This window comes from Streptomyces sp. NPDC088246, from assembly GCF_044741025.1.
Lineage (GTDB): Bacteria > Actinomycetota > Actinomycetes > Streptomycetales > Streptomycetaceae > Streptomyces.
The window spans coordinates 13,051-34,692 of record NZ_JBIURV010000009.1; the positions used below are offsets into that span (position 1 = coordinate 13,051).

20 protein-coding genes and 1 riboswitch are annotated in these 21,642 nt (G+C 69.4%); of the genes, 9 read left to right on the forward strand and 11 right to left on the reverse strand.

Annotated features, from left to right (window positions below):
• Positions 1-69 precede the first annotated feature (69 nt).
• Entirely contained in the window at positions 70-1,239 is a 1,170-nt protein-coding gene (locus tag ACIPEK_RS14655; protein ID WP_383072154.1) for an acyl-CoA dehydrogenase family protein, read from the reverse strand.
• 13 nt (positions 1,240-1,252) lie between these two features.
• Positions 1,253-2,809, reverse strand: a complete 1,557-nt coding sequence (locus ACIPEK_RS14660) for a long-chain fatty acid--CoA ligase (protein ID WP_401995291.1) — start codon at positions 2,807-2,809, stop codon at positions 1,253-1,255.
• Positions 2,810-2,920: 111 nt separating this feature from the next.
• On the opposite strand from ACIPEK_RS14660, the gene ACIPEK_RS14665 reads away from it, so the two are divergent.
• Together ACIPEK_RS14665 and ACIPEK_RS14670 are read left to right on the forward strand one after the other, a co-directional pair.
• Entirely contained in the window at positions 2,921-3,562 is a 642-nt protein-coding gene (locus tag ACIPEK_RS14665; RefSeq protein WP_383072152.1) for a TetR/AcrR family transcriptional regulator, read from the forward strand.
• Positions 3,563-3,613: 51 nt separating this feature from the next.
• Positions 3,614-3,877: a hypothetical protein gene (locus ACIPEK_RS14670; protein ID WP_401995294.1), complete on the forward strand. Its 264-nt coding sequence runs from the start codon at positions 3,614-3,616 to the stop codon at positions 3,875-3,877.
• Between the two features lie 30 nt (positions 3,878-3,907).
• Here the strand turns inward: ACIPEK_RS14670 and ACIPEK_RS14675 are convergent, their stop codons facing one another.
• Together ACIPEK_RS14675 and ACIPEK_RS14680 are read right to left on the reverse strand one after the other, a co-directional pair.
• On the reverse strand, positions 3,908-4,909 hold the full coding sequence (locus ACIPEK_RS14675) for a DUF6745 domain-containing protein (protein WP_401995297.1): 1,002 nt from the start codon (positions 4,907-4,909) through the stop codon (positions 3,908-3,910).
• A gap of 94 nt (positions 4,910-5,003) precedes the next feature.
• A complete protein-coding gene (locus ACIPEK_RS14680; RefSeq protein ID WP_383072149.1) occupies positions 5,004-5,330 on the reverse strand; it encodes a hypothetical protein in 327 nt (108 codons plus the stop codon).
• 283 nt (positions 5,331-5,613) lie between these two features.
• Here ACIPEK_RS14680 and ACIPEK_RS14685 point away from each other — a divergent pair, with 283 nt between their 5' ends.
• Genes ACIPEK_RS14685 through ACIPEK_RS14710 form a run of 6 tightly spaced genes read left to right on the forward strand, consistent with a single transcriptional unit; the run spans position 5,614 to position 11,784 of the window.
• On the forward strand, positions 5,614-6,570 hold the full coding sequence (locus ACIPEK_RS14685) for an STM4015 family protein (RefSeq protein WP_401995300.1): 957 nt from the start codon (positions 5,614-5,616) through the stop codon (positions 6,568-6,570).
• Between the two features lie 6 nt (positions 6,571-6,576).
• Entirely contained in the window at positions 6,577-7,548 is a 972-nt protein-coding gene (locus ACIPEK_RS14690; RefSeq protein WP_401995303.1) for an STM4015 family protein, read from the forward strand.
• On the forward strand, positions 7,529-8,683 hold the full coding sequence (locus tag ACIPEK_RS14695; RefSeq protein ID WP_401995306.1) for an STM4014 family protein: 1,155 nt from the start codon (positions 7,529-7,531) through the stop codon (positions 8,681-8,683). Before ACIPEK_RS14690 ends, ACIPEK_RS14695 begins: the two co-directional genes overlap by 20 nt.
• 37 nt (positions 8,684-8,720) lie before the next feature.
• Positions 8,721-9,536, forward strand: coding sequence for an STM4013/SEN3800 family hydrolase (locus ACIPEK_RS14700; RefSeq protein ID WP_401995309.1), 816 nt, complete (start codon positions 8,721-8,723; stop codon positions 9,534-9,536).
• Positions 9,533-10,897: an STM4012 family radical SAM protein gene (locus ACIPEK_RS14705; protein WP_401995312.1), complete on the forward strand. Its 1,365-nt coding sequence runs from the start codon at positions 9,533-9,535 to the stop codon at positions 10,895-10,897. Before ACIPEK_RS14700 ends, ACIPEK_RS14705 begins: the two co-directional genes overlap by 4 nt.
• A gap of 8 nt (positions 10,898-10,905) precedes the next feature.
• Entirely contained in the window at positions 10,906-11,784 is an 879-nt protein-coding gene (locus ACIPEK_RS14710; protein ID WP_401995315.1) for an STM4011 family radical SAM protein, read from the forward strand.
• Positions 11,785-11,832: 48 nt separating this feature from the next.
• Here the strand turns inward: ACIPEK_RS14710 and ACIPEK_RS14715 are convergent, their stop codons facing one another.
• The 3 genes from ACIPEK_RS14715 to ACIPEK_RS14725 all read right to left on the reverse strand — a co-directional run bounded on the left by ACIPEK_RS14715 (position 11,833) and on the right by ACIPEK_RS14725 (position 16,377).
• Positions 11,833-12,678: an SGNH/GDSL hydrolase family protein gene (locus ACIPEK_RS14715; protein WP_401995318.1), complete on the reverse strand. Its 846-nt coding sequence runs from the start codon at positions 12,676-12,678 to the stop codon at positions 11,833-11,835.
• A 189-nt stretch (positions 12,679-12,867) separates the two neighbouring features.
• A complete protein-coding gene (locus ACIPEK_RS14720; RefSeq protein ID WP_401995321.1) occupies positions 12,868-13,824 on the reverse strand; it encodes a peptidoglycan DD-metalloendopeptidase family protein in 957 nt (318 codons plus the stop codon).
• A gap of 5 nt (positions 13,825-13,829) precedes the next feature.
• Positions 13,830-13,984, reverse strand: a riboswitch (cyclic di-AMP (ydaO/yuaA leader).
• A gap of 296 nt (positions 13,985-14,280) precedes the next feature.
• Entirely contained in the window at positions 14,281-16,377 is a 2,097-nt protein-coding gene (locus tag ACIPEK_RS14725) for an alpha-galactosidase (RefSeq protein WP_401995324.1), read from the reverse strand.
• Positions 16,378-16,602: 225 nt separating this feature from the next.
• On the opposite strand from ACIPEK_RS14725, the gene ACIPEK_RS14730 reads away from it, so the two are divergent.
• Positions 16,603-17,415, forward strand: a complete 813-nt coding sequence (locus ACIPEK_RS14730; protein WP_401995327.1) for a tyrosine-protein phosphatase — start codon at positions 16,603-16,605, stop codon at positions 17,413-17,415.
• 23 nt (positions 17,416-17,438) lie between these two features.
• On the opposite strand, the gene ACIPEK_RS14735 is transcribed toward ACIPEK_RS14730, so the two are convergent.
• From ACIPEK_RS14735 to dxs, 4 genes are all read right to left on the reverse strand, one after another.
• Entirely contained in the window at positions 17,439-17,606 is a 168-nt protein-coding gene (locus tag ACIPEK_RS14735) for a DUF6126 family protein (protein WP_164495316.1), read from the reverse strand.
• Positions 17,607-17,639: 33 nt separating this feature from the next.
• Entirely contained in the window at positions 17,640-18,248 is a 609-nt protein-coding gene (locus ACIPEK_RS14740) for a helix-turn-helix domain-containing protein (protein WP_383072138.1), read from the reverse strand.
• Positions 18,249-18,335: 87 nt separating this feature from the next.
• Positions 18,336-19,733: an aspartate aminotransferase family protein gene (locus tag ACIPEK_RS14745; protein WP_401995330.1), complete on the reverse strand. Its 1,398-nt coding sequence runs from the start codon at positions 19,731-19,733 to the stop codon at positions 18,336-18,338.
• Positions 19,730-21,631: a 1-deoxy-D-xylulose-5-phosphate synthase gene (dxs, locus tag ACIPEK_RS14750; protein WP_401995333.1), complete on the reverse strand. Its 1,902-nt coding sequence runs from the start codon at positions 21,629-21,631 to the stop codon at positions 19,730-19,732. The genes ACIPEK_RS14745 and dxs overlap by 4 nt, the downstream gene beginning before the upstream one ends.
• Between the last annotated feature and the right edge of the window lie 11 nt (positions 21,632-21,642).

Consider the following 21,642-nt stretch of genomic DNA (forward strand, 5'->3'; position numbering starts at 1 on the left):
GTGCCGTGCTCGTGGGCAGGTGGTGAGCCGGTGGGCGGGCCGGGGCCCGGGAGCTCCCGGCCCGCCGGGTCACACGAGCGATTTGGCGATGGCGTTCTTGTGGATCTCGGTGGTGCCGGTGACGATGCGGAACATGCGCAGCGTGCGGAAGATCTGCTCGACCTCGTGACCGTGGGTCAGTCCGGCCTTGCCATGGATCTGTACGGCCTGGTCGGCGACGCGGAAGCAGGACTCGGAGGTGAACAGCTTGCACATGTTCGCCTCGACACCGATGCCGGCGCCCCCGTCGGCCCTGGCCGCGGTGGTCATCACCATGGAACGGGCGGCGTAGATGTCGGTGGCCATCTCGGCGAGCTTGTGCTGGATGGCCTGGAGGGCGAGCAGTGGGCGGCCGAAGACGACCCGGTTCTTGGAGTAGTCGACTGACAGGTCCCAGGCGCGGCGGGCGGCGCCGATCAGGGAAGGACAGTGCAACAGGCGGTTGAGGGTGATGCGTCCGATGCCGATGCGCAGTCCCTGTCCGATCTCGCCGAGGAGGTTCTCGGCGGGTACCCTGCAGTTCTCGAACAGGAGGTCGCCCTCCATCTGCTGGCCGGACATGGGTATTTCGCCGTCCAGCACCTGACAGCCCGGGGTGTCTAGGTCGACGAGGAAAGCGCTGTACGACTCCTCGGTGCCGGCCATTCTGACGACGACGACGGCGAAGTCCGCGAAGGGGGCGGCGGAGCTGAACACCTTGCGTCCGTTGAGGACGTAGTGGTCGCCGTCCGGGGTCGCGGTGGTGGTCATGCGCCGGACGTCGGAGCCCGCGTCGTCCTCGGTGATGGAGAAGCAGCAGGCACGCTCGGCGCGGATCACGGGCAGGAGGTAGCGCTGCAGCTGGTGTTCGGTGGCATGGTGAAGGATCGCTCCGGCACGCAGCGGGCCACCCATGTCGCCGAGGACCGAGTGGGACAGGGCGGCGCCCGAGGCGGTCAACTCCTCCTTGAGCGCGCACAGTTCGACCAGTGACAGGCCCTGCCCACCGTACTCCGGCGGCAGGTTGATGCCGTAGAAACCGAGTTCACGGCTTCGCTTCCACACCTGTTCGAGGACGGACCGGTCGACCTTGGTCTCGGGGGTGATGCCCCGTTGCTGTTCGAAGGGGATCAACTCGTCGCGCAGGTGGGTGCGGAGCCTTTCGACGAGCTCCTGCAGACGGGGGTTGTCGTCGTACGACGGTTCGAGGGTGAAGGTCATGAGTGGTGTCCGTTCAGTGCACGCGGCGTTCGGCGCCGGTCCAGTAGCGTTCGCGGATGGCACGGCGGTCGATCTTGCCGTTGGGGTTGTGGGGAAGGGCGTCAGCGAAGTCGATGGAGCGGGGCTTCTTCATGCGGGCAAGCCGGGACGCGCAGAAGTCGATGAGCCGGCTCTCCTGAAGCTCCGCGCCGTCGCGCAGGACGACGACGGCCTTGACGGCTTCGCCCCATTCGGAGTCCGGGATCCCGACGACAGCCGCCTCGAACACGTCGGGGTGCTGGTGCAGGGCGGATTCGACCTCGACGGCGTAAATGTTGAAACCGCCGGAGATGATCATGTCCTTCTTGCGGTCGACGATGAAGATGTAGCCGTCGCCACGACGCCGCGCGAGGTCGCCGGTATGGAACCAGCCGTCGTGGAAGGTCTCGGCGGTCAGGCGGGGTTCGTTGAAGTAACCGGGTACGACGTCGGGGCCCCGGACGGCGATCTCACCGATCTCGCCGTCGGCGACCTGGGCACCGGATTCGTCGACGATCCTGATCTCGGCCTCGGTGAGGGGGCGGCCGCAGGACAGCAGCAGCTCCTCGTCCTGGCCCTCGATCGCGCGCCGGTGATCGTCGGTCGACAGGAACAGCACGCCGGAGGTGGTCTCCCCGCAGCCGTATCCCTGGGAGAGCACGGGTCCGAACAGCTGCCACGCCTCGCGGATCCGCGCCGGTGACATCGGTGCGGCACCGTACATGAGCTGGCGCAGGCTGGAGACGTCGTAGGCGCCCCGGCCGGGCAGTGCGAGCACCGTATTGATCATGGTCGGTACGACGAACGCGTGTGTCGCGCGTTCCCGTTCGACGGTGGCGAGAAAGGCTTCGGCATCCCAGCGCTCCATGACCACGGCGCATCCACCGGCGAAGAAGATGCCCATCAGAGGCATGCCGGAGGCGTGGGTGACGGGGCCGGCCAGGATCTGCTTGTCCCCGGGGCCGACCCGGGTGTGCGCGTTCATCACGGATTTGCGCATCAGGGCGAGACGGTTGCCATACGTCTGTGTCGCCGCTTTGAGTTTGCCGGTGGAGCCGGAGGTGAAGTGCAGGACGGCCGTGTCGTCCTCGTCGCAGTCGACATCGACCGGCTCGCGGTGGGTGGCGGCGAGGACCTCGGCGTAGCCGGGACCGAGCTCGCCCGGTCCGTCGAAACCGATCACGCTCTTCACCTCGCTGCCCGGCACGGCCTGCCGGGCCGCCTCCACGTGGGCGGCGTCCACGAGAAGCACCCGGGCGTGCGACTCGCGCAGCAGATGGGCCACTTCCTGGACGCCGAGGCGTGCGTTGACGGGGGCGCGTACAAGTCCGGCCTTGTACAGGGCCACTTCGGTGACGACGAGTTCGGCGCGGTTGGCCGCCAGCGTCGCGACGCAGTCTCCGGCCGTCAGGCCGAGGGCGCGCAGCGCGGCGGCGAGCCGGTCACTGTGCTCGTCGAGGGCGGCATAGGTGAGCCGCGTGCTGCCGCAGACGACGGCTTCGGCTTCGGGATGGTGGCTGCTGGTCCTGCGCACATATCGCCCGAGGTTCATGACGACTCCGTAACTGAACAGACTGTCTGTTAACGATCTCGATGGCGGGAAACGTAACGCGCGGCAGCCTGCCGGTCAACGGTTCGAAAGGAAGACGCAATAATCCAGGGCATGAAGACTGCAGGTGACCGCCGCGTCCGCCGCACCCACCGCGCCCTGCGCGCGGCCCTCGTCGACCTCGTCCTGGAGAAGGGATTCCACGCGCTCAGCGTCGAAGAGATCGCCGAGCGCGCCGATGTCGCCCGCGCGACCTTTTACGCGCACTACCGGGACAAGGAGGACCTGCTCCTCGGAATCGTCCGGGATCTGGCAGAGGACCGCGAGCGCCTCCTGCCCGCAGTCGAACAGGCGCAGACGCAAGGCTTCACCGGCCTTCCGGTGCTCTACATCTTCCGGCACGCGGAGCAGGAAAGACGGGTCTACCAGGTCATTCTCCGAGGAGAGGGCGACGGGCGCGCCCTGCGCGAGTTCTCCGCGATCATCTGCAAGCGCGTCGAGACCGTCTTCCGGGAGCGCGCGGCGCAGCTCGGCGTCACGCCACGCATCCCGTTCGACGTCATCGCCCGGGCCTGGACCGGCGAGCTCATCGGCGTACTGACCTGGTGGGTCGAGAACGACACCGGTTACAGCGCCGCAGAGATCACCGGACACCTCCGGGACCTGTCCGTGTACGGCCGTGTCTGGGCCTCCGGACTCGCCCCGTCCGACGCCCCGGGCGCCTTCGACCCTCCGGCGGCCGAGTCGGGCGCATAGGTCTGCCGACCGGAACGGGCCTGGCCACGTTTCTGGACACGCTGTACGGTAATGCTCAGTTGGCAGCACCGACAGGAGTGGGCGCATGACCGAAACACCTTCGCTGACCGAGCTGACGACCTCTGGTGGGTCCTGAACGACCCCTACGAGTCCTTCATGGCCAGCGGCATCCACGGGCAGCGCCTGTTCATCTCCCCCAAACTGGACCTGGTCATCGTGCACTTCGCCTCCCAGGTCATGTCGCCCTCGGTCCCCCCGGCGCCGCTGGTCCAGGCCTTCATACGGATCGGCACCCACCTCGACGCCGGGATCTGAAAGGCGCTCCGCCTGCTCGGCCGACGAAGATCAGGTCTGGCGCAGGGGTGCGTATGCATCCCCCTGAAGTCCGAAGGTCCAGGCCACACCTTCCTTCGCGGTCCTCATGCCGGGCGGCACCCGGAGCCAGTAGGTGCGGTGGGTTCCGTCCGGCTCCGGGGTGGAGTTGACGACCTCGACCATCACCACGTCCTCGTCGCCGTCCAGCGCGATCCGCCAGAGGACGCCCGTCTCGTCCCGATGGACCGGCTCGGCGCCCGACTCGGTGAGGTAGCGGTCGTAACCGTAGAACTCCAGCATCACGCGGCGCAGTTCCGCGTTCTCCTCCTCACGTATCCGCTCGGCGGTCAGGGAGTTCAGTTCCGCGAGGAATTCGGCAGGCACGGGCATGCCCCGCCAGGCGTGGAGCGCGAAACCGTCGCGGTAGGCGAGCGCCGGGCCGTCCCCGCGGTCGAGCCGGCCCGCCTCGTCCCGGTGGAGCGCTTCGGGGCGCTCGCTGATCACCACTGCACGCTCGTACGGCCACCACCAGCCCGCGTGCCTCGCGACCTCGGCCAGACCGTCAAGCCGCTCGCCCCGGCCGTCGAACGCGGCGAGCCAGGCCGCGTCATGCTGACCCAGGACCGCGTCGAGCAGCACCAGCCGGACATCGGACTCGTCCTCGGGGCGTTCCGTGAGGTCTGCTACGACACCGGCCCTGATCCGCTCGGCGAGCGCCGCCGTGGTCTCCCAGAGCTGCGCCCCCGTGGCGGACCACAGGGCGGACCAGCCCGCCGGGCCCAGCTCGTCGTACATCCGGCGCCGCTCCTGCGCCCAGGGCCGGGTCCGCACCTCGTCACGCACCGAGCGTCCGGCGTCGACGAGCTTCTCGACGGCCTCCACGGCGGCCCTGGGCGAGTCGACCCAGACGATCCGCTCCGGCTCGGCAAGTCCTGCACTGCGGTAGGCGAGCCGCAGCCCGTCCTCGGCCGCGGCCCGGTCCGCCGCGCCGGTCGCCGCTGCCACGGCCCGCCATGAGTCCACGTACTGCATCGGTCTTCCCCGTTCCCTGATTCCATGTCGTTCGGTGTTCTGTGTCTGCGTGCTCCGGCACGCTGATCCGCTGCTGCCCGGGGGCCCGGCGGCGTCAGTCCGCGACGATGCGGACCGCGCCCGGGGCGTACTCCCGCTGGCGCACCACTCGGTACCAGCCCTTCGACAGCGGTATCGCCGCGTGCTCCTCGTGAACCACCCGCCCGCCTTCGGGGAGATGGAGCAGCATCGGCCCGAAGGCACCCGCCTCGCGCATCAGCCGGCCCGGCCCCTGAACCGCATGGGCATGGCCGGTGACCTCGCCCAGCGCGAGGACCATCCGCCCCCGGCCGTCCCTCGGTTCGCCCGGCGCGTCCGCAAGATGCGCGGGCACCGCCGACTCCTCCAACGACACGATCAGTACATCGCCCTGCCGGTACACAGAAGTCTCCCCTCGATGGCCGCACCCGCTGTGCCGGCCACGAGGAAAACGCTAGAGGGAGGGTCTGACATTGATACTCGTAGCGGGTTCCGGTGGTCGTGGCTCAGGGTCTGACTGACGTCCTGCTGGGCTGTCCTGCGAGTGTTCTGTCCAATCGATCGGCGACCGGCTCCCACGGTCGTCGGTGGACATGTCACGGACCGTCCCCGGTCACGCCGTTGTCAGTGCGGCTTGATAAACCTTGCGGACATCAGCCGTCCCCCAGTACCAGGAGCGCAGGGTCATGTCCGGTGTGGACCATCTGCACGAATTGCTCGGCCTTCCCGCCGTCGACTTCCAGCACGCGACGAAGGAAACACCGGTGCAGGCCGCCGATGCGGCGGCCTGGCGCATCACGGTCGATCCGTACGACGACGAGTGCGAGATGACCTGGGAGGAGGCGTTCCAGGCGTTTATGACGGCGGTTGACCCGACCGGTGTGCGGGCGCTCATCATCGGTCAGTGGGGCGAGTCGTACGAGGAGACGTCGTCCTACCCGATCGATCTGGTCATCGCCGCGGCAGACCGGCTGACCGCGCTGGAGGCCGTCTTCGTCGGCGACATCACCCCGGAGGAGAACGAGATCTCCTGGATCGAACAGTCCGATGTCACCGCACTGCTGACCGCGTTCCCCGGTCTGCTGGAGCTGGGCGTGCGCGGCGGCACGGGTCTGGTCTTCTCCCCCACGAAGCACGAGCGGCTGCGTTCGCTGACCATCGAGACCGGTGGCCTGCCGGTCGGAGTGATCCGCGGCATCCTGGACAGCGAACTGCCCGCGCTGGAGCGGCTCGACCTCTGGCTCGGCGTCTCCGCGTACGGGGGCGACGCCGATGTGGCGGACCTGGCACCCCTGCTCTCCGGCTCCCGCTTCCCCCGCCTCCGCCACCTCGGTCTGCGCAACAGCGAGGTGCAGAACGAGATCGCGGCCGCCGTCGCGGGTGCCCCGGTCATCGCCCAGCTCCGCACCCTCGACCTGTCGCACGGCACGCTGGGTGACGAGGGCGCGGCGGCGCTGCTGGACGGCCAGCCGCTCACCCATCTCGAACGGCTGGATCTGCACCACCACTTCATGACCGAGCCGATGGAGCGCCGGATCACTCAGGCGCTGGAACCCCACGGGGTACAGGTCGATGTGTCGGAGCGCGAGGAGCCCTGGGGCGGCCGCGGTGCCGAAGGCCGCTACACCGCGATCTCGGAGTGATGCGCGATGACTGACATCGAACACCCGGAGGTCTTTCACAGCCTGCCGGTGCTGACCCTGCCGGGGCCGGCCGAGCCGAGCACCGCGCCGCTCCCGGCGGCCGACGCGGTCGCATGGCGGCTGGAGAGCGCCTGGCGGGACAGTCTGACGTTCGCCGCGCTGTGGCAGCACTTCCTCGACACGGTCGACACCTCGCGGGTGCGGGCGCTGCTGATCGGTCCTTGGTGGCAGGAGGAGTACGAACCCTTCGCGCCCGTCGTCGAGCTGCTGGCCGGTCATGCGGATCGCTTTCCGGCCCTGAAGGCGCTCTTCCTCGCCGATGTCGTCAGTGAGGAGTGCGAACTTTCGTGGCTCGAGATGTCCGACATCACCCCGGTGATCGAGGCGTTCGGACAGTTGGAGGAGTTGACGGTACGCGGGTGCGGCGAGCCGGCCGGCGGCAGGGAGACGCTCGGCCTGCAGCCGGTGCGGCACAAGGCGCTCAAGTCTCTGCGGTTCGAGTCGGGCGGACTGCCGTCCGGCATCGTGCGGGCGATCGGAGCGTCGGAGCTGTCCGCGCTGGAGCACCTCGAACTCTGGCTCGGCGTCACCGAGTACGGCGGGGACGTGACGGTCGAGGACCTCGCGCCGCTGCTGTCGGGTGCGGTGTTCCCGGCACTGCGCCATCTCGGGCTGCAGAACAGCGAGATCCAGGACGAGATCGCGGCCGCGGTTGCCTCCGCCCCGGTCGTCGCACAGCTGGAGTCGCTCTCCCTCGCGATGGGAACCCTGGGCGACGAAGGCGCCCAGGCGCTGCTCTCGGGCCAGCCGCTCACCCACTTGACCACGCTGGATCTGCACCATCACTACATCAGCGACGCGTTGGTGGACCGCCTCAGCAATGTGCTCGGTTCCGACCGGGTGAACGGCGAGATCCATGAGGTCGAGTACTGGGATCCGGAAGAGGACGACGACCGCTATGTCGCCGTCTCCGAGTAGTACGGGCGGCCCGGCGCCGCGCTTCGCCGTCGTGGGTGTGCCCGGCAACCGCCGGGTCGCACTCTTCCAGGACGCCGTGCGCGCCGCCGGGCTGCCACCCGCGCGGGTCGTGCCCTGGCTGAACGTCCTGCGCGGCGAGGCCGCATTCCGGCCGGGCGAGACCGTACGGATGGACTCGCCCGGTGAGGACGCCGAGGTGGAGCGGCTGCTCCGGGCGGTCGGCGATCCGGCCAGGGTCGAGGGGACCGCCCTGTGGTACGCCCGGTTCACCTCGGCTGTACGGGCAGTGGCGCGGACGGCAGCCGCTTCCGGTGCCGTTCTGGTCGACGACCCCGGCGATGTCGCGGTTCTGTTCGACAAGCGGCTCTGCCATGCCGTGCTGGAGGGCGCCCAAGTGCCCGTACCCGCGTCGCCGACCTCGGGGGCCGCGGCCACCGAGGTGCGCGACTGGGCCGACGTACGCGCCCGGATGGCGGCCCATGGCATGCCCCGGGCCTTTGTGAAGCTCGCGCACGGCTCGTCCGCCTCGGGGGTCCTGGCCGTGGAGACGGCCGGGCCGGGCCGGGTCAGGGCGACCACATCGGTGGAGCGCGACACGGCCGGTCGGCTCTTCAACTCGTTGCGGGTGCGCCGCTGTACGACGGAGCGGGAGGTCGCGGCGATCGTCGACGCACTCGCACCTGACGGGCTGCACATCGAGCGCTGGCTGCCCAAGGCCACCCAGCGCGGCCGCGCGGCGGATCTGCGGGTCGTGGTGGTGGCCGGCCGGGCCACCCATGCCGTCGTGCGCACCAGCCACTCCCCCATGACCAATCTTCACCTCGGTGGCGAGCGCGGAAGTCTCGACGACGTCCGCGCGGCCGTCGAGGCCGCCGGCGGCAGCTGGGCCGAGACCCTGGCCGTGTGCGAGCGGGCAGCGGCCTGTTTCCCGGACACGCTGTGTGTGGGCGTCGATCTGCTGCCCGCGACGGGCTGGCGGCGCTTCGCCGTCGGCGAGGTCAACGCTTTCGGCGATCTGCTGCCACGGCTGACCGGACTTCCCGGCAGCGGCGCCGAGGGCCTGGACACCTATGGGGCGCAGGTCGCCGCCGTACTGAACAGAGCAAGGAACCACCGTGCAACCGCCATCTGCTGACACCGCGCCCGCCCCCGCGGACGCCCGGAACCCCGACATGAGCGAGATCGTGGGCAGCCACGACCTGCTGCTCATCACCCTGGACACACTGCGCTACGACGTGGCGGCGGAGCTCGCCGCCACCGGACGCATCCCGCATCTGGCGCGCCATCTGCCGGACGGTGTCTGGGAGAAGCGGCATGCGCCCGGCAGCTTCACCTACGCATCCCACCAGGCGATCTTCGCGGGATTTCTGCCGACACCGGCCGGCCGGGGGCCGCACCCCCGGCTGTTCGCTGCGCGTTTCGCGGGCAGTGAGTCCACCGCTTCGGGCACCTTTGTCTTCGACACCCCCGATCTGCTGTCCGGCCTCGCCGATGCGGGCTACCGCACGGTCTGCATCGGCGGCGTCGGCTTCTTCAACCGGCAGGGGCCGCTCGGCTCCGTACTGCCCGGCATGTTCCAGGAGAGCCACTGGGAACCGGAGTTCGGCGTCGCGTCGCCCACTTCCTTCGAGGCGCAGGTGGCCCGTGCCGAGCAGGTGGTCGCCGAACTCCCCGCCGAGCAGCGGCTGTTCCTCTTCGTCAATGTGGCCGCCATGCACCAGCCCAACTGGTTCCACCAGCCGGGGGCCACGCGCGAGGCGGGCGATTCCCGCGCCACCCATGCCGCCGCCCTGGAGTACGTCGACGCCCACATCGGCCGGCTCTTCGCCGCCGCGAGCAGCCGCCGACGCTGTTTCGCCATCGTCTGCTCCGACCACGGAACGGCGTACGGGGATGACGGCTACACCGGTCACCGGCTCGGTCACGAGTCCGTCTGGACCGTTCCGTACGCGCACTTCTTCCTGGAACCGGGGGTCACCGCACCATGAGCCGCACCACGACCGTCGCACAGACCACCCGCCCGTACCAGAGCTATGTCTACGCCTATCCGCACAAGACCGCCTATCGCCCTCTGACCGACCGGCCGGCGTTGCGCGAGCTGTGGGCGGGAGAGCGCAAGGACGCGCTCTCGCTCTATCTCCACATACCGTTCTGCGAGGTCCGCTGCGGCTTCTGCAATCTCTTCACCCGGATCGGCGCTCCCGACGAGCTGACGACCCGGTATCTCGATGCTCTGGACCGGCAGGCCACCGCCGTCCGCGACGCGCTGGGAGACGCCGAGCCGGTGCGTTTCGCAGCGGCGGCGTTCGGCGGAGGCACTCCCACGTTCCTGACCGCGGCGGAGCTGGAGCGGCTCTGCGACATCGCGGAGAAGCGGATGGGCGCCGATCTGCGGTCCGTCCCGCTGTCGGTCGAGACGTCTCCGTCGACCGCGACGGCCGACCGGCTGGCCGTCCTCGCCGACCGCGGGACGACGAGGATCAGCATCGGCGTGCAGAGCTTCGTCGAAGCCGAGGCGCGTGCCGCTGTGCGACCGCAGCGCCGCGCGGATGTGGAGGCGGCGCTGGACCGGATACGTGATGCCCGCATCCCGATCCTGAACATCGACCTGATCTACGGCATCGACGGGCAGACCGAGGACAGCTGGCGCACCTCACTGGACGCGGCGCTCGGCCGGCAGCCGGAGGAGCTGTATCTCTATCCGCTGTATGTCCGCCCGCTGACCGGTCTCGGGCGGCTCGGCGCCGACGGCGAAGCAGCCGCGGACGCCGCCTGGGACGAACGGCGGCTGCGGCTGTACCGCACGGGCCGCGACCATCTCCTCGCCCACGGCTACGAGCAGGTGTCCATGCGGATGTTCCGCCGCGCCGACGCCCCGCGGACGGACGGCCCCGACGACTACGCCTGCCAGACCGACGGCATGATCGGGCTGGGGTGCGGCGCCCGTTCGTACACCTCGAAGCTGCACTACTCCTTCGACTACGCCGTGAAGATGCGTGAGGTGCGGGCGATCATCGACGGCTACACCGCGACCGAGGACTTCTCGCGCGCCGAGGTCGGACGGTACGTCGACGGCGACGAGGCGCGCCGCCGCCACCTCCTGCAGTCCGTCCTCCAGGCCGAGGGGCTGCAACCGGCCGACTACCGGAAGCGGTTCGGCACCTTTCCGGCCGACGACTTCCCCTCTGAACTGGCCCGGTTCGAGGAGCGCGGCTGGCTCGACGCGACGGCCGGGGCGTCCGGCCCGCTGCGGCTCTCCCCCGAGGGCCTGGCCCACTCCGACGCGCTGGGCCCCGAGCTCTTCTCCCCCGGCGTACGGGCCGCGATGGCCGCGTACGAACTGAAGTGAGCGCGCCCATGGACCTGACCATTCTCTACCGCGGTCCGCTCGCGTCCTGCGACTACGACTGCCCGTACTGCCCGTTCGCCAAGCGGCGCGACAGCCGGGAGCAGCTGCGCGCCGACCGCGCCGCGCTGGAGCGGTTCACGGCGTGGGCCGCGGCGCAGACCGGCGACCGGATCTCGGTCCTGTTCACCCCGTGGGGCGAGGGTCTGGTCCGCTCCTGGTACCGGCGTGCGCTGGTCGAGCTGGCGCAGTTGCCGCACATCGGCCGGGTCGCGATCCAGACCAATCTCAGCACCCGCACGGGGTGGCTGGCCGAGGCAGGTGACGCCGGACGCGAGAAGATCGCGCTCTGGTGCACGTACCACCCGGGGCAGACGCCGTACGAGCGGTTCCTCACCAAGTGCCGGGAGCTGACCGCGCTCGGCATCCGCCACAGCGTCGGTGTCGTCGGCCTCGACGACCATCTCGCCGAGGCGCGGCGGTTGCGGACCGCCCTGCCGGACGAGGTCTATCTCTGGGTGAACGCCGCGGAGGGGCACACCTATACGGACGAGGAAGCGGATCGGTGGACGGGCCTCGACCCGCTCTTCCCGTACAGCCGGCATCCGCACCGGTCGGCCGGGCTGCCGTGCCGGACGGGCGAGTCGGTCATCTCGGTGGACGGCGACGGCACGGTGCGGCGCTGCCATTTCGTCCCGGCGGAGCTCGGCAATCTCTACGACGGGAGCTACCGGCGCTCTCTCGGCCCGCGGGCCTGTCCGCTGGCTGTCTGCGACTGTCACATCGGCTATGTGCATCTGGAGACGCTGCCGCTGTACGACGTCTTCGCGGGCGGTGTGCTGGAACGGATACCGGCGTCCCCGTTGTCGCCGCTCGCCGGACCGGCCTGAACCTCCGGCCCGTCCGGCGAGCGAGGGCGCTGCGGTGCCGGACGCCGCCTAGAGCGGCAGGAGATCCGGCCGCTTCGCCTCGACATGGTCGCCGGAGGACTCGCCGCGCAGCCGCCGGCCGATCCACGGGACCAGGTACTCGCGCGCCCAGTGGATGTCGTCGCGCCGTACTTCGAGCGTGCCGCGCTGTGCCTGCGGGGGCCATTCCTGGTCGGGGTCGGCCGGCACATCGATGCCGAGGACCTGGGCGGCGCGCAGCGCGACCCTGGTGTGTCCTTCGGGCGACAGATGGAGCCGGTCGCCGTCCCAGGCGCGCCTGTCCTGGACGGACCGCAGCGACCACAGGTCGAGGACCGGGCAGTCGTAGCGGTCGGCGATGGACCGCACATGGGCGGTGTAGGTGGCGATCTTGCCGCGCAGATGGCGCAGCACGGGAACGCCTCGGGTGTCGAAGCCGGTGGTGACCAGGACGGTGCCGACCGATTCGGTCAGCTCGGCGACCGCGCGCTCGAAGCGCTCGGCCACGTCGTCGGGGTCGGTGCCGGGCCTGATGATGTCGTTGCCGCCCGCGCAGAAGCTCACCAGGTCGGGTGCGAGCTCCTTGGCGCGCGGCACCTGCTCCTCGACGATCTGGTCGAGGAGGCGTCCACGTACGGCGAGATTGGCGTACCTGAAATTCCCGTGAGTGGAGCCTTCGGTGCTCGTCCCCGCATCGGAGTCCGGGAGCTGGTCCGCGAGAAGTACCGCGAAACGGTCCGCCCAGCCGACGAAGGTTCCGTCCGGGCCGGGGTCGCCGACTCCCTCGGTGAAGCTGTCGCCAATCGCTGCGTACGACCCGATGACGCCATGTCGGTTGATGACGCCACGTTGATTTTTTCTCGAATCGTCTGCCACAAACGCTTATCCTGCACCGCCGAATGTGACCTACGCGACCGTATTAAGGGGTTGACGGGTGGTGAGATAGACCACCCGGTCAGGTTTTGGTAAAGGGGGAATAAGCAGAAGGGGCGGTGCGCCGCCGCGCACCGCCCCTTCTGTGTTGCTCAGTTCATGCTTTGTTGCTCAACTGCCCGGCCGTTCGGCTCAGACGTAGATGCCGTGCGAAGCCAGGTAGGCGATCGGGTCGATGTCCGAGCCGTACGCCGGGCCCGTGCGGACCTCGAAGTGCAGGTGCGGGCCGGTGGCGTTGCCGGTGGCGCCGGAGAGGCCGACCTGCTGACCGGTGCTCACGGCCTGACCCGCGGAGACGGAGATCGAGGACAGGTGACCGTACTGCGAGTAGTGGCCGTCGGCGTGCTTGACGACGACCTGGTTGCCGTAGGCACCGCCCCAGCCGGCGGTGACGACGGTGCCGGAGGTGATGGCCTTCACGCTGGTGCCGGTGAAGACGGGGAAGTCGATGCCGGTGTGGCTGCCGCTGGACCAGTTGGAGCCGGAGGCGCGGTATCCGGTGGTGTGGTTGCCGGGGACCGGGTGGCTGTAGCCGGAGCTGTTGCTCTGTCCGGCCGGGGCGGAGGTCTTGGACTCCGTGACCGTCGAGACCTTGACCGGGGCGGACTTGGCCGGGGCGGACTTCTCCACGATCGACGAGGGCACCGAGGGGGCCTTCGACGGGAGGGCCGCACCGGCGCCGGCGCCGGTGGACGCGGCGTCACCCGACGCCTTGCCGCCGAGCGTCAGCTTCATGCCCGGGAGGATCAGGCTGGGGTCTTCACCGACAACCTTGCGGTTGTCCTGGTAAAGCTTCTGCCAGCCGCCCTTGACCTTGTGCTCGGTGGCGATCTTCGACAGGTAGTCGCCGGAGACGACGGAGTACGTCGTGGTGGCGGCCTGCTTCTGCGCGACCGGCTTGGCCGGGGCGGCGTGCGTGGCGGCGGAGGCCGACTGCGGCACGGCGGTCGGGGCCGACTGCGGCGCGGCCTGGGCACCGGTGGCGCCGAGCAGCGGCAGTGCGATGACGGCGCCACCGGCGCCTGCGGCGGCGATGCCACGGGCGATGGCGCTGGACTTCGTACGACGATGCTTACCCGATATGGGCATGACGTGCTTCCTCTCCGGCGCCTGCGAGGTGAGCTGTCGGGTTCGGGCTGGAGATGCCCGGCCGCGCCGAGCGCGACTTCACCCCTAGCCGGCCGGATTTCTCCGATCGGCGGCCTACCTGGTTCCCCCGCTCCTGCCACGCGATGAGTGGGTGCGAATTCCGGGCGGCGGCAGGATTAGGCGGTCCGTCCGGATTGACGGTGACCGTAAGCGAGTCGGGACAGCGATAACAAGCCACTGGTTCCGCACCGGAATCCGCGCTCGGAAATCGGCGCGGAATTCCGGTCACACTCCGTGGATTAAGGATCTTGCCTTTCCGTGCCGCGCACGGAATACCCGACTGCCCCGCCAGCACACACCGTCACGGATATGATTCCGCTCACGAGAAGGCGACCATCTCCCATATAAGCGGGGCATATTGAGTTAAATGCACCTATTACGGACACGTCGCGCTCATCATTCGCGTCGGAGCCTCAGCACCCTCGCATCGAGATCCCCCCGAAGCCCGGTGTGCAGCCCCTGATGCAGCAGTACCGAACCGTGGTGCACCGCCCCCGTGTCCAGGCAGGTATACGTCGCTGCGGGGTCGATCCCGCGCAACCGCAGGGCCGGGGGCCGCTCCCCGTACCTCTGCGCCTCCAGCCACATCAGGACCACGGTCTCGTCCCCGTGGACGTACTGGACCGCGCTGAGTCCGTCGCGCGGGGCGCGCAGCCGGTACAGCGCGCCGTGCTGCACCACCGGCCGGATCTCCTTGTAGAGATCCACCCAGGTCCGCGCCTCGGCCAGCTCGTCCTCGCTCCAGTCGGCGAGGTCCCCACCGACCCCGAGCACACCGGCCATCGCGCTCACGAAACGGAACCGCAGCGAGCTGACCCTGTCGTTGAGCTGGACATTCGGGCTGTCGGTGACCCAGGCGGCCATCACCCGGGCCGGATGGATCTGACCGAAGCCCTCCTGGATGGTGAGGCGGTCGAGCGGGTCGGTGTTGTCCGAGGTCCACACCTGGTCCGTACGGGACAGAATCCCCAGGTCGATCCGGCCACCGCCGCCCGAGCAGGACTCGAAGGCGACGGAGGGGTGCGCGGCCCGGAGCCGGTCGATCAGCGCGTACAGGGCGTCCACATGCTCGACCCAGAGCTTCTGCTGATACTCCTCACCCGGCCAGCCCGCATCGGTGAAGCTGCGGTTGAAGTCCCATTTCACATAGTCGACGGGCGTACTGGAGAGCAGCGTGTCCAGTTGCTCCCACAGATAGTCCTGCACATCGGTGCGGGCCAGATTGAGCACCAGTTGATTGCGGAACTCAGTCCGCGCCCGCCCGGGAAAATGCTGCACCCAGTCGGGGTGTGCGCGATAGAGATCGCTGTCGGCATTGACCATTTCCGGCTCGACCCAGATACCGAACTGCATGCCGAGTCCGTGCACTTGGTCGGCGAGCGGCTTCAGTCCGCCGGGAAAGCGGTCGGGATTCGGCGTCCAGTCGCCGAGCCCGGCCCGGTCGCTGGTGCGCTGCCCGAACCACGCGTCGTCCACGACGAACAGCTCGACGCCCATCACGGCGGCGCGCTCGGCGAGGGCGCGCTGCTGCTCCTGCGAGATGTCGAAGCCGGTCGCCTCCCAGGAGTTGTAGAGCACCGGCCGCAGGCTCTGTGCGTCCGGGATCACATGGGCCAGCTGCCAGGCGTGCCAGGCCCGGCTCGCCCCGCCGAACCCCTCCGCACTCCACAGGCCGGCGAAGACGGGGGTGGTGTACGACTCGCCCGGCGCGAGCAGCAGCAACCCCGAGTCGTCGTAGCCGGCGCCGCCGGTGATCTGTACGAGCCCATCGGGGAGCTGCTGTACGGAAATCCGCCACGACCCGGACCAGCCGAGCGCGCAGCCGTACACCTCGCCGCTCTCCTCGGTTGCCGCACCGTCGGCGTCGAGTGCGACCCACGGCAGGTACTGGTGCCCGGTGTGGCCGCGCCTGCTGGAGATGACACTCTCGCCGTACGTCAGCTCCGCCCGTGCAAGCTGCGACTCCGCCGCCCAGCGTCCGTGCAGCCGGCTCAGCCGCCAGCCGTCGCGGGCGGGCAGCACCCAGGCTGCCGCGTCGGCGCGCAGCAGTTCCAGCGGCGGACCGTCCGGCCCGGCGTGGGCGACGTTGGCCCAGCGCTCGATCACATCGGAGTCGTCCCGCATCCGGTAGTGCAGGGTGAGGACGAGCCGGTGCACCGAGTCGGTGAATCCGATACGGAGTTCGTCTCCGTCCACCGTGGCGTCGGCAAAGGCCCACTCGGTACCGCGGACCTCAGGGGTGCGTACCGAGAGGGCCGGGCGGACGAACCGGGGGCCGCCCTCCACGGGGTACTCCTCGCGGCCGTCGAGCTGTGACTCGAAGCCCCTGAAGGGTGGCTCCGGTGCTGCGGCCAGGGCCTCGGCCGCAGTAAGGGGGATCCGCGGCCCCCAGTGCAGATGGACCAGCTCGTCCCGCTCGGTGAGTCGCAGTGCGTAGCTGCTGCTCGCCCCGGTGAGCAGCCAGGTCCGGCCCTTGTCGCCAGTCTCGATCATCGCATCCCCACATTCCAACAGTCCCGCACATCATCGACCATTGCCGGTGGGTGGGCAACGGCCTTGCAAGGAATTCACCGGGCGGATTTGCCGCAGGAGTACCGGGGTTGGCGGAAGTATCGACAAGCAATGACCAAGATGATTGCCTGAGGAATCAATGTCGTATCGTCGCGGGAGTGGCCTTGTCGGCGACTCGCGCCGGCGCCAGACACTCCAGGAGTCACTGTGACGCAGCAGTTGCCGCAGATCCCGTCGACGGAACCCGAGCTGGCGGGTGTCCGGAACTTCCGCGATGTGGGCGGACTGCCCACCGTGGACGGCCGGCGGGTGCGGTACGGGCGGCTCTTCCGCAGTGGTCACCTCGCGCACGCCACCGCCGAGGACGCCGCCTTCCTGGGCGGTCTCGGTCTGCACACGGTCTTCGACTTCCGCAATGCGGCCGACCACCGGCTCGACGGCCTGGATGTGGAGCTGCCTGGCGTACGGAATGTGAGCATCCCGCTCTCCGACCCCGCCGACGGCGCCGAGTTCTGGCGGATGGTCCGCGACGGCGACCTCGACCAGCTGCGCTCGATCCTGGCCGACGGCAAGGGAACGAACCGGATGATCTCCTCCTACCGCGCGATCATCCGGGACCGTACCGCCGAGCACAGCCGGGTTCTGCACGCCCTGGCCGAGGACAGCGTTCCCGCGTTGATGCACTGCGCGGCGGGCAAGGACCGGGCCGGTCTGTCGATCGCGGTGTCCCTCCTCGCGGTCGGTGTCGAGCGCGACGCCATCGAGGCCGACTACCTGAAGTCGAACGACGCCCACCGCCGCTACAAGGTGCGCCGCAACGACACCTCGGCGGACGGCATGTCGGCCGAGGTGATGGAGCTGCTCAATCCGCTCTTCGGCGCCCACGCCGACTACCTCGCGGCGGCCTTCGCCACCATCGAGGAGACCTGGGGCAGCACGGACCGCTACTTCTCCGAGGGCCTGAAGCTCACGCCCGAGACCCGTGAGCAGCTGCGCGGCCGGCTCCTCGACGAGGCATAGCCACACCTGCCCGTCGGCGGTGGTCAGCCCTTGCCGGCCACTGCGAAGAGCAGGTAGAGGAAGGCCGCGAAGATGTGTCCGGCGATGAGGTAGGCAAACAGTCGGATCACCACGCCGCGCGGAAACTTCCGCTCCTGGGCTTCGTAGTTCTTCTTGGACCCGAGCGGGTCGAAGTTCTCTGAATCGGACATGACAGTCCTCTCTGGTGACCGGACGGACCGGTCTCAGCGATGGTGGATGCCGCTGCCGAGGCACAGCTCGGCGGCGGGGCTCTGCAGCAGGGTGTGGACGAAGAGCAGCTCGGCACCGTCACGGTCGACGGCCGCGATCCGGTGCGGGGTGAGCGAGTCGAAGTGCGCGCTGTCACCGGGGGCGAGATCGTGCACGGTGTCCCCGAGCGTGACCCGGAGGTGTCCGGCGAGCACGTACAGCCACTCCTCGCCGGGATGGACGCGCACGAGATCACCCTGTGCGCCGTACGGAACCCGGACGCGGAGCGCCTGCATCGCCCGGCCGGAGCCGCCGGCCTGCTGATACATCCAGCCGTCGGCCTCGGCCCCCTCGTACTTCCCGCCGCGGATGACCGCCCCCCGTTCAGGGGGCGTCTCGCCGAGCAGTTCGGAGACCGTCGTACCGTAGATCCTGGCAAGACCGAGGAGCATCGGCAGCGAAGGCTGCCGACGGCCCGTTTCGAGCCGGGAGAGATGGGCGGGTGAGAGCCCCGCCCGCTGAGCGGCGGTCTCCAGGGTGAGACCACGGCTGCGGCGCAGATCGCGCAGGCGTTGCGCGACTCCCGGCAGCTCGTCGGCCACCCCTCCGTCTGGAGTGTTCATATACCCATTGGGCCAGGAACTTTCCTCGGAGGCAAATTTCTTGCCTCCGAGGTAAATGGGGTAAACCTTGCAGGGCCGCCCGCGGGATCAGCGGTTGGCGACGGCCTGTTTCACCAGCGTCCTGCCGAAGTCCCACATCAGCCCACCGCCGCTGTGCGCCTCGTCCATCACCGCGGTGAACGCCGTGACGAACCGGTCGACGTCCGGCTCCCCGATCACCAGCGGCGGAATCAGCTTGATCACTTCCAGTTGATCGCCCGAGACCTGGGTGAGGATGCGGTGCTTCTGCAGCAGAGGCACCACCACCATCTGCGCGAAGAGGCCCTTGCGGGCCGCCTGCAGCATGGTCCAGCGGCTGCGCAGCTTCAGTGACGACGGCCGGCCGAACTCGATGCCGATCATCAGCCCGCGCCCGCGCACCTCGTGCAGCAGCTCATAGCGGTCGACCAGTGCGGCCAGCCGCGCGCGCAGCAGATCACCGGTGCGGCGCGCACCCGCGACGGTCTCCTCATCCTCCATCACCGCGAGGACCGCGAGCCCGGCCGCCATCGCCTGGGCGTTGGAGCCGAAGCTCGCGGAGTGGACCAGGACCCGGTCCATCGACGAGTAGACGCGTCTGAAGATCCAGTCCTTGCCGAGGGTCGCCCCGACCGGCACATAGCCACCGGAGAGAGCCTTGGCGACACAGACCAGATCCGGTTCGACACCCTCCTCGTGCTGGTACGCGTAGAAGTCGCCGGTCCTGCCGAGGCCGGTCTGCACCTCGTCGGCGATAAGCAGTGCCTTGTGCTTGTGCAGCAGTTCCTGCGCATCCCGCAGGAAGCCGGACGGCGCTGCGTGGACGCCCTTGCCCTGGATCGGCTCGACGACCAGTGCCGCCACATCACCGCGCTTCAGTTCACGGCGCAGTGCGTCGAGATCCCCGAGCTCTAGGGCGGTGTCCGGCAGCAGCGGTGCGAAGCCGTCCCGGAAGCCGCTCTCCCCGTTGACCGAGAGCGAGCCGGTCGTCAGCCCGTGGAATGCGTGGGTGCAGTAGAGAATCCTGGGCCTGCCTGTGGCGTACCGGGCGAACTTCAGGGCGGTCTCGACAGCCTCCGTACCGCTGTTGCCGAAGAAGACCCGGTCCAGGTGCGGGCTGTGCATGAGCAGCTTCTCGGCCAGCAGCCCGGGCAGCGGTTGGCAGTCGAAGCGGGTGAGATCGGCGAGCGAGGCGTCCAGGACGTCGTGCAGGGCCTTGCGTACGACGGGGTGGTGCCGGCCGAGGCCCATCACGCCGAACCCGGCGAGCATGTCGAGGTAGTCGTTGCCGTCCGCATCCCAGAAGTGCGCGCCCTCGGCCCGTTCGTAGACCTTGTCGAAGCCGATGGTGTGCAGCATGCGGGGCAGCTGGTGGTTGAGGTATTTCGTGTGCAGCTCGTAGCGCTCGCCGCCGCGCTCCGCGAGGAGCTGTGCCAGGTCGAAGCCCTTGGGCCCGTCGTCCTTCATGCCCCGCTCTCCTCGCTCCTTGTCGCTGCTTCCCTGCCGGCCAGTGCGGCGCTGATGCGCCCCGCGACCTCGACAGGGGTGAGCCCGATGTCGGCCAGCACTTCGGCGCGCTTGCCGTGGGCGAGGAACTGATCGGGGATGCCGAACGTCCGCAGCGGTACGTCGACCCCGGCATCCCGCAACGCCTGCCCGACCGCCGAACCGACACCCCCTGCCCGGCTGTTGTCCTCGACGACGGCGACCAGCCGGTGCCGTTCGGCGAGCGGGGCCAGCTGTTCGTCGACCGGCTTGACCCAGCGCGGGTCGACGACGGTGCAGCGGATGCCGCCGCCCGCCAGCAGGTCTGCGGCCTTCAGACAGACCGGGGCGAGCACACCGACGGCCACGAGCAGCACATCGGGGTCGTCCGCCCGGTGCAGTACGTCCATTCCGCCGATCCGGTCGATGGCCGGGATCGGCTCCCCCACCGACTCCTTGGGGAACCGGATCACGGTGGGTACGTCGTCGATGTCGACGGCCTCGCGGAGCTCGGCGCGCAATTCGTCGGCGTCGCGCGGGGCGGCGATCCGCAGCCCGGGGACGACCTGCAGCATGGACATGTCCCACATTCCGTTGTGCGAGGGCCCGTCGGGACCGGTGACTCCGGCCCGGTCGAGGACGAAGGTCACCCCGCACTTGTGCAGCGCGACATCCATCAGCAGTTGGTCGAAGGCCCGGTTGAGGAAGGTGGCGTAGACAGCGACGACCGGATGCAGTCCGGCGGTGGCGAGTCCCGCTGCGCAGACCGCCGCGTGCTGCTCGGCGATCCCGACGTCCCAGACCCGGTCGGGGAACGCCTCGGCGAACTTCGTCAGTCCGACGGGGTGCAGCATCGCCGCGGTGATGGCCACGACATCCGGCCGCTCCGCGCCGATCGCGGCGATCTCGTCCCCGAACACCGAGGTCCAGGAGGGCGCTCCGGACGGGGCGAGCGGTGCGCAGGTCAGCGGGTCCATCGCGCCCACGGTGTGGAAGCGGTCGGCCTCGTCCCGGAGCGCGGGCGGGTAGCCACGGCCCTTCTCGGTGAGGCAGTGCACCAGCACCGGGCCGTGGAAGCGCTTCGCCCGGTGCAGTGCGGATTCGACGGCCGCGATGTCATGGCCGTCGATCGGCCCGACGTACTTGAGCCCGAGGTCCTCGAACATGCCCTGCGGGGCGAAGGCGTCCTTGAACCCCTTCTTCGCGCCGTGCAGCGACTCGTACAACGGCTGTCCGATGACGGGCGTCTGCTGGAGCACGCCCTTGCCCCAGGAGAGGAAGCGTTCGTATCCGTCGGTGGTGCGGAGGGTGGCGAGGTGGTTGGCGAGGCCGCCGATGGTGGGGCCGTAGGAGCGTTCGTTGTCGTTGACCACGATGACCAGCGGCCGGTCTCTCGCGGCCGCGATGTTGTTGAGCGCCTCCCAGGCCATCCCGCCGGTGAGGGCCCCGTCACCGATGACGGCCACGACATGGTCGCTCCGCCCCAGCACCTGATGGGCCTTGGCGATGCCGTCGGCCCAGCCGAGGACGGTCGAGGCATGCGAGTTCTCGATGACGTCGTGCTCGGACTCCTCGCGGGAGGGGTAGCCGGAAAGGCCCCCCTTGCCGCGCAGCTTGGAGAAGTCCTGCCGCCCGGTGAGCAGTTTGTGCACATAGCTCTGGTGCCCGGTGTCCCACAGGATGCGGTCCACGGGCGAGTCGAAGGCCCGGTGCAGGGCGATGGAGAGCTCCACCACCCCCAGGTTGGGCCCCAGATGACCGCCGGTCCTCGCCACCGCCCGGACGAGGAACTCTCTGATGTCCTCGGCGAGTTCTTCGAGTTGTGCTTCGCTCAGCGCCTTGAGATCGTGCGGCCCCCGGATGCTCTCCAGAATCGTCACGCTCGGGCCCC